This is a genomic window from Rickettsia aeschlimannii (assembly GCF_047973405.1).
Classification (GTDB): domain Bacteria; phylum Pseudomonadota; class Alphaproteobacteria; order Rickettsiales; family Rickettsiaceae; genus Rickettsia; species Rickettsia rickettsii.
The window spans coordinates 20,797-27,500 of the sequence record NZ_JBFQGO010000008.1 but is presented as its reverse complement, the minus strand read 5'-3'; the positions used below and the strand labels follow the sequence as shown (position 1 = coordinate 27,500).

Genomic DNA, 6,704 nt, shown 5'->3' with positions numbered 1-6,704 from the left:
TGTATATTATCTATTTCATTTTTAAGGCTATTATACTCGGCAGCTGCTCCGTTAGTTGCATCTACATGGTCGATAATTTTATTATCTACTAATCTACCGACTAATAAATACATATCATTATACTCTTTTAATTTAATCAGCATCCTTATTTTGGTTGGATCGGATTTTACTTCCACCAGTTCACCTAAATCCGCTTTTTTAATTAAATGTGCAGGGATAGTTGCAAATGATAATGAAAAACTTAAATAACTATTAGCTACTATAGTATTAGTAGATTTGTTTAAAACTATAGCCTCATCAAGCGAACGCATCTCTGCTTCAGTATTAAGTGTTTTAGTAAATAAAGCGGGATTGTGAATTAAATCGTAATACATATCGCTTAAATCTTCAGCAACGGCTAAAGCCGTTTCTTTTAGCTGTAATTTATGCTCAGCAATATAAGATTCTGCAACTATCACGGATTGATCAAGAACCGTAGAAATCTTCTTATCAAACCAAGCTTGAACACTAAGATTAAAAAAATAAACAGAAAATACCGAAACAATTATAGTTGGAGTAGCTGCAACTAAACTAAAGGCAATTACAATACGATTTTGTAATTTAGAACTATCGTTATTATTATTTTTAGTAAAAAATTTTTGAGTTAGTAAAACACCTAAAATTAAAAAAATTGCTAAATCAACTAATAAAAATCCAATAATCGTATTAAAATTCTTTGACTCTAAAGATATCACATAAAAAGTAGCACAAGCAAAAATAATAGCTGCTGTTGCTAAAGTAAAAATTAGTACTCTACTAGAAAAATAAGAACGTAAATTCTGTTTAAGATAACTAAGCATAGATGCTGTTTATATGACTATAACAGTTCTTTATAACATAAAAAAAAGCTAATTGGAAATATTTCAAGTTTTAAGTACCTTATTGTCATTTCTGCAAAAGCTGGGTGTTGTTGCATTGATTGTTTTTATGTCATTCCCGCGAAAGCGGGAATCCAGTCAAACATATAAAAACTTGTTTTTATATTATATTTATTTCATCAAATACGTAACTTTGTATGGCTATTTTTTTGGATTCCTGCTTTCGCAGGAATAACATCTTGAACATTCGTACAACACATGCTCAAGCAACTAGATGACAATAAAAAAAGCTAGAAATATTAATATTTCTAGCTTTATATTTAGTATGAAAATTGTTTAAAATTTTATTCATCAAACATTTTTTTACGAGCAAATTTTCTCTGCCTTCTCGCTGCTTCTTGTGCTTTACGAACACGCTTCGCTGAAGGTGTTTCATAATAACGCTGTTCTTTCATCTTACGAAAATAAAGCTCTCTTTGTAGCTTTTTCTTAAAATTCTTAAGCGTATTATCACAATTACCGGCGTGAACATTTACTAGTATCACTAAAATTACTCTCCTTAAAAGATATTGCCTTAAAAGATATTGTGGTTTATTGAACTATACCCTATAATTAAGTTATATGTCAAGGTTAAAAATATGAGCATTCAAGAAGAACACCATATCAAAAAAATAAGCTTCGTGCAATCTTTATTAGAATTATTACCGTTTAATGAATGGAATAATAAACTACTCAAAGAAGCAGAAGAAAAGTGCGGTTTTGCAAAAGGCTATAGCTTAATAGTTTTTCCAGAAGGTTTATCCGAAATAGTAGGATTCTTGGAAGAGTATTTAGATAATATTATGCTAGAAAGCTTAAAGATAATAGCAGAACCATCAAAAATAAGAGAAAAAATATCTTTAGCCGTAAAGATTAGGATCAAAACCGTACTTCCTATTATTCATAGTAAGAATGCCGCTTATTTTGCATTAAACCCAATACAAGGAACTGAAGTTGCATTCCGTAGTTGTGATGCTATTTGGCGTTATGCCGGTGATAAATCTCTTGATTTTAACTATTATACAAAAAGAAGCTTATTGCTCTCGGTTTATGTTTCATCTATTCTTTTTTATATCCAAGACGAATCGGAAAATTATATTGAAACCGATAAATTTATTGAGACTGCCGTAGAAAATATAGTAAAAACTTTCGCACAGATGAAAAAATTACTCGCCCCTTCAAATATCCCCATAGTTAGAATGTTTACGTAGATATGCTTAATAGGTAGTAATATTAACTCCATATCAAATATAAAAATGCTATGAAACTTATAAATAAAGTTAATAATGAATTACATTTAATCACTTGTCATAAGGCTGTAAAAGAAGCTCAAGCATTGTTTAAACAACATGGTTCTAAATCAGAATCATTTGTTGATGAATTTTTAAAGCAGAAATATCAAGAAGCAAATAAAGAAAATTCTAAATTTTAACTTGTAACCCAATAATGTCTTCTCATAACAATAATTCTTGATTCTTCTTCCTTGATGGGTTTACTTGTGGAAGAAAAAGGACAGGAAAAAATTATCCGATATATACAGCAGACAAAGCTTGGGCTAGCTTACAATTAAGTTGCAATATTGTTTTGATTCGCTAATTCACATAATATGAAAACTCAATTTTAAAAAGAATGTTCTAATAAAGAGCATGATAGAACATTAGTTAATAATCAAGTATCCCTATAAGTTATTTCGATGAAAATTCAAAAACACTGAAGATACTTTTCTCTGAACTTGCTAAAGCGTATAAAAATAATTTAGAGCTTCAAGAGAAGATAAATGATGACAAATATTTATAGAAGAAACTAAACAAATCGAGCCAAAGTCAATATATACTTATCCACCTAGGAAAAATTAAAAACTTATGATGATATTTCTTTAGCAAAACCAATTTATATATCCAACTATTAAATTATAACGTATGTATAAGGCAAATTAAGGGTTATGAGCCAATTTATAAAAAAGCACGGATAGAGAAAGAAACGATAAAGAGCCGTACTGTTACTAAATATAAGAATGTACCTGAGTATAAAGAGATTCAAGTAAAAAAATTTAACGAAGTGAAATATAATGAAGATATTAATAGTATAAAGATAACAATAAAGAATTTAATATTTAAAATTTGTGATTTTCTAGCTCTTATGAAAACTATTCATTTAGAGCAAAAACAAAAGCTCCCACTAAATTTAAGTCATAAAGTAGAAAGTGATGCTAAAGCACAGTACCTTAGCGATTTAACAAAATATACTGGAGTTGAAGTAATGTTTAAATATTTAAATGAAAAGTGGAAATATTTAGAATACGAAGCACAAATATTATCGGCTTATGAAGCTGAAACGATAGGTAGTAACTAATAGTGAAATGAATTGAGTTAGACAAAATTTCTATATCATCTTTTAATCTGTAATACACTTTATTACTTTCTTAAATACCTTAAAAATTCTTGTATTATGACCTCTCTTGCATATAATTAAGATATTTTTAAAAATAATTTCTAAAATAATGACAAATACTAAATATTATCCTGAAGTTAGCTCGAATGCTGATTTTACAGGCTTAGAGCGAGAGATACTAAAATTTTGGCAAGACAATAATATATTCCAAAAATCTATTGATGATAGGAACGGAGAGTCAGAATTTATTTTTTATGACGGCCCGCCTTTTGCAAACGGTTTGCCGCATTACGGTCATTTGCTTACCGGCTTTATTAAAGACGTATATGCTAGATACCAAACCGTAAAAGGTAAGAAAGTCGAGCGTCGTTTTGGCTGGGACTGTCACGGTCTCCCTGCTGAAATGCAATCAGAGAAAGAACTTGGCATTTCAGGGCGTCTTGCAATAGCTAATTTTGGTATAGAGAAGTTTAATGCACATTGCAGAGCTTCGGTAATGAAATATGCTAATGATTGGAAAGAATATGTAACTCGTCAAGCAAGATGGGTGGATTTTAAAAATTCTTATAAAACGATGGATAAGAATTTTATGGAATCCGTACTTTGGGCATTTAAGGAGTTATATAATAAGGGGTTATTATATGAATCTATGCGGGTAATGCCTTATTCTTGGGCATGCGAAACACCGCTTTCTAATTTTGAAACAAGACTTGATAATTCTTATCGTGAGCGAGCCGATAAAGCTGTAACGGTGAGTTTTGTACTATGTCATCCCGTGGCTACGACCACAGGATCTTTTAAAGAATACCGTATACTAGCTTGGACGACGACACCTTGGACATTGCCGTCAAATTTAGCCTTAGCAGTCGGTAGTGATATAGATTATGCATTAGTCCCTAAAAATGATGTTTGTTATATAATAGCTGCCTCTTCCGTCCCTAAATATGCTAAAGAATTAGGACTTAGCGGTGAAGAAAATTTTGAGATAATTAAAGGCTCAGAACTTCAAGGATTAAGCTATAAATCTTTATTCGACTATTTCGAGAATCATCCAAACAGCTTCAAGATATTTGCAGGCGATTTCGTGGTTGAGGGTGACGGCACGGGAGTCGTACATATGGCTCCAGGCTTTGGTGAAGATGACCAAATACTTTGTGAATCGAAAGGTATTGAGCTTGTTTGTCCTGTTGATAATAGCGGTAAATTCACTAAAGAAATTCCTGATTTAGAGGGCTTACAAGTATTTGATGCAAATGACAAAATAATAATCAAACTGAAAGAGCAAGGAAATTGGCTAAAAACCGAGCAGTATATTCATAATTATCCTCATTGCTGGCGAACAGATACGCCTCTTATATATAAGGCTGTTCCGTCATGGTACGTAAAGGTTACGCAGTTTAAAGATAGAATGGTAGAGTTAAATCAGCAAATTAACTGGATACCTTTCCATGTTAAAGATAATTTATTTGGTAAGTGGCTTGAAAATGCTCGTGATTGGTCGATAAGCCGTAATAGATTCTGGGGAACGCCGCTGCCTGTATGGAAGTCCGATGATCCAAAATATCCACGCATAGATGTTTACGGCTCTATAGAGGAATTAGAGAAAGATTTTGGTGTTAAAGTTACTGATTTACATCGTCCGTTTATCGATAAACTGACAAGACCAAATCCTGACGATCCAACCGGTAAATCAACAATGCATAGAATAGAAGACGTGTTTGATTGCTGGTTTGAAAGCGGTTCAATGCCATATGGGCAAGCCCATTACCCTTTTGAAAATAAAGAGTGGTTTGAGGATCATTTCCCGGCTGATTTTATAGTTGAGTATTCAGCTCAAACACGCGGATGGTTTTATACTTTAATGGTGCTATCTACCGCTTTATTTGATCGCCCACCGTTTTTAAATTGTATATGCCACGGCGTAATTTTAGACGCTACAGGTCAAAAACTTTCAAAGCGTCTTAATAACTACGCCGATCCGCTGGAGCTATTTGATAAATACGGCTCTGACGCTTTAAGAGTTACGATGTTATCTTCAAACGTTGTTAAAGGTCAGGAGCTATTAATTGATAAAGACGGCAAAATGGTATTTGATACGCTTCGTCTATTTATCAAACCTATATGGAATGCTTACCATTTCTTTACGATGTATGCTAATGCCGATTCGCTTAAAGGCGAGCTTAATTTTAGCTCTAAAAACGTACTTGATGTTTATATATTATCTAAGCTTAAAATAGCAGTACAAAAAATTGAAGAGAGCTTAGATAATTTCGATACACAAACAGCTTATCATACAGTTTCAGAATTGTTTGAAGTGTTGAATAACTGGTATATAAGACGAAGCCGAGCTAGATTTTGGAAAAGCGAAAAAGATACAGATAAGCAAAATGCTTATAATACTCTATATTCATGTTTAGAAACCATGGCTATTGCGATGTCGGCACTAGTGCCTATGATTTCGGAAGCGATATATAAGGGATTACGTCATTGTGAGGAGCGTAACGACACAGCACTCTCAGGAAAATCAAACGTCATTGCGAGGAAAGACACAAGTCTTGACGAAGCAATCTCAGGAATATCTTATAAGATTGCCACTGCACTTTCAGTGTCTCACAATGATGAGATTAGCGTACATCTCTGCAACTACCCTACTCTCTCAGACTTTGAAATAAATCACGAGCTGGTTGCTACTATGGATAACGTGCTTGATATTTGCAGTAATAGCCTATTTATCCGAAGCACTGAAAATATCAGGGTAAGGCAGCCACTTGCTAGGATAGCTATTATCAGTAAACATAATAACAACCTCAAAGATTTTGAAGATTTAATTAAAGATGAAATTAATGTTAAGGCGGTAATTTATCGTGACGATCTAGAGAATTACGCAAGCAAAAAACTATTGATTAATTTCCCAATGCTTGGTAAACGTTTGCCGCATAAAATGAAAGAGATTATAGCCGCTTCTAAAAAAGGTGAGTGGGAAGCTATCGTAGGCGGTTTAGCTATATGCGGTGAAACCTTAAATAGTGATGAATATAAGTTAGTTTTAGAGCCGTATTCACATATCAAAGGAGCAGCAAGTTTTGAGAATAATAGTAGCTTGTTAATACTTGATTTAGAGCTAACACCTGAGTTAATAGAAGAAGGATATGCAAGAGACATTGTACGCTTTATACAACAGGCTCGAAAAGATGCTGATTTCTCTATCACTGACAGGATTTTAATTGAGATAATAAGCGAGTTTGATTTATCTAAGATAATTGATAATTATGGAGACTTTATTAAAGAACAAACTTTAGGCGAGTTTGCTAAAAATTTCACGCCTGATTATGTAAGTAAAGTAGAATTAGAGAACTATCAAATACAACTTAAAGTTAAGAAATCGTAAATTATTTTATTATCAATTAAGATACTGAT

General features: G+C 32.5%; 6 protein-coding genes (1 of these 6 running past the window's edge). 4 read left to right on the top strand and 2 right to left on the bottom strand.

Annotation, left to right across the window (positions count from 1 at the left end; genetic code table 11):
• On the bottom strand, positions 1-839 hold the start of the coding sequence (locus AB4K15_RS06710; RefSeq protein ID WP_032073446.1) for a sensor histidine kinase. 961 nt of this gene lie to the left of the window's left edge; the window shows 839 of its 1,800 coding nt (coding positions 1-839); it begins with the start codon at positions 837-839; the stop codon falls past the left edge of the window.
• 362 nt (positions 840-1,201) lie between these two features.
• Positions 1,202-1,402 carry a 30S ribosomal protein S21 gene (rpsU, locus tag AB4K15_RS06705; RefSeq protein WP_012148483.1) on the bottom strand — a complete coding sequence of 67 codons (201 nt, stop codon included), beginning with the start codon at positions 1,400-1,402 and terminating at the stop codon, positions 1,202-1,204.
• A gap of 93 nt (positions 1,403-1,495) precedes the next feature.
• Between rpsU and AB4K15_RS06700 the strand changes: the two genes are divergently transcribed.
• The 4 genes from AB4K15_RS06700 to ileS all read left to right on the top strand — a co-directional run bounded on the left by AB4K15_RS06700 (position 1,496) and on the right by ileS (position 6,675).
• A complete protein-coding gene (locus AB4K15_RS06700) occupies positions 1,496-2,107 on the top strand; it encodes a COQ9 family protein (RefSeq protein ID WP_032073447.1) in 612 nt (203 codons plus the stop codon).
• A gap of 50 nt (positions 2,108-2,157) precedes the next feature.
• Positions 2,158-2,328: a hypothetical protein gene (locus AB4K15_RS06695; protein WP_500225379.1), complete on the top strand. Its 171-nt coding sequence runs from the start codon at positions 2,158-2,160 to the stop codon at positions 2,326-2,328.
• Positions 2,329-2,954: 626 nt separating this feature from the next.
• A complete protein-coding gene (locus tag AB4K15_RS06690) occupies positions 2,955-3,248 on the top strand; it encodes a hypothetical protein (RefSeq protein WP_500225380.1) in 294 nt (97 codons plus the stop codon).
• Between the two features lie 148 nt (positions 3,249-3,396).
• On the top strand, positions 3,397-6,675 hold the full coding sequence (ileS, locus tag AB4K15_RS06685) for an isoleucine--tRNA ligase (RefSeq protein ID WP_500225772.1): 3,279 nt from the start codon (positions 3,397-3,399) through the stop codon (positions 6,673-6,675).
• Positions 6,676-6,704: the final 29 nt, after the last annotated feature.

Excerpts from the sequence above, each read along its gene's own strand:
- AB4K15_RS06700 (WP_032073447.1), top strand. The coding sequence starts at position 1,496 with ATGAGCATTCAAGAAGAACACCATATCAAAAAAATAAGCTTCGTGCAA.
- AB4K15_RS06695 (WP_500225379.1), top strand. The coding sequence starts at position 2,158 with ATGAAACTTATAAATAAAGTTAATAATGAATTACATTTAATCACTTGT.
- ileS (WP_500225772.1), top strand. The coding sequence starts at position 3,397 with ATGACAAATACTAAATATTATCCTGAAGTTAGCTCGAATGCTGATTTT.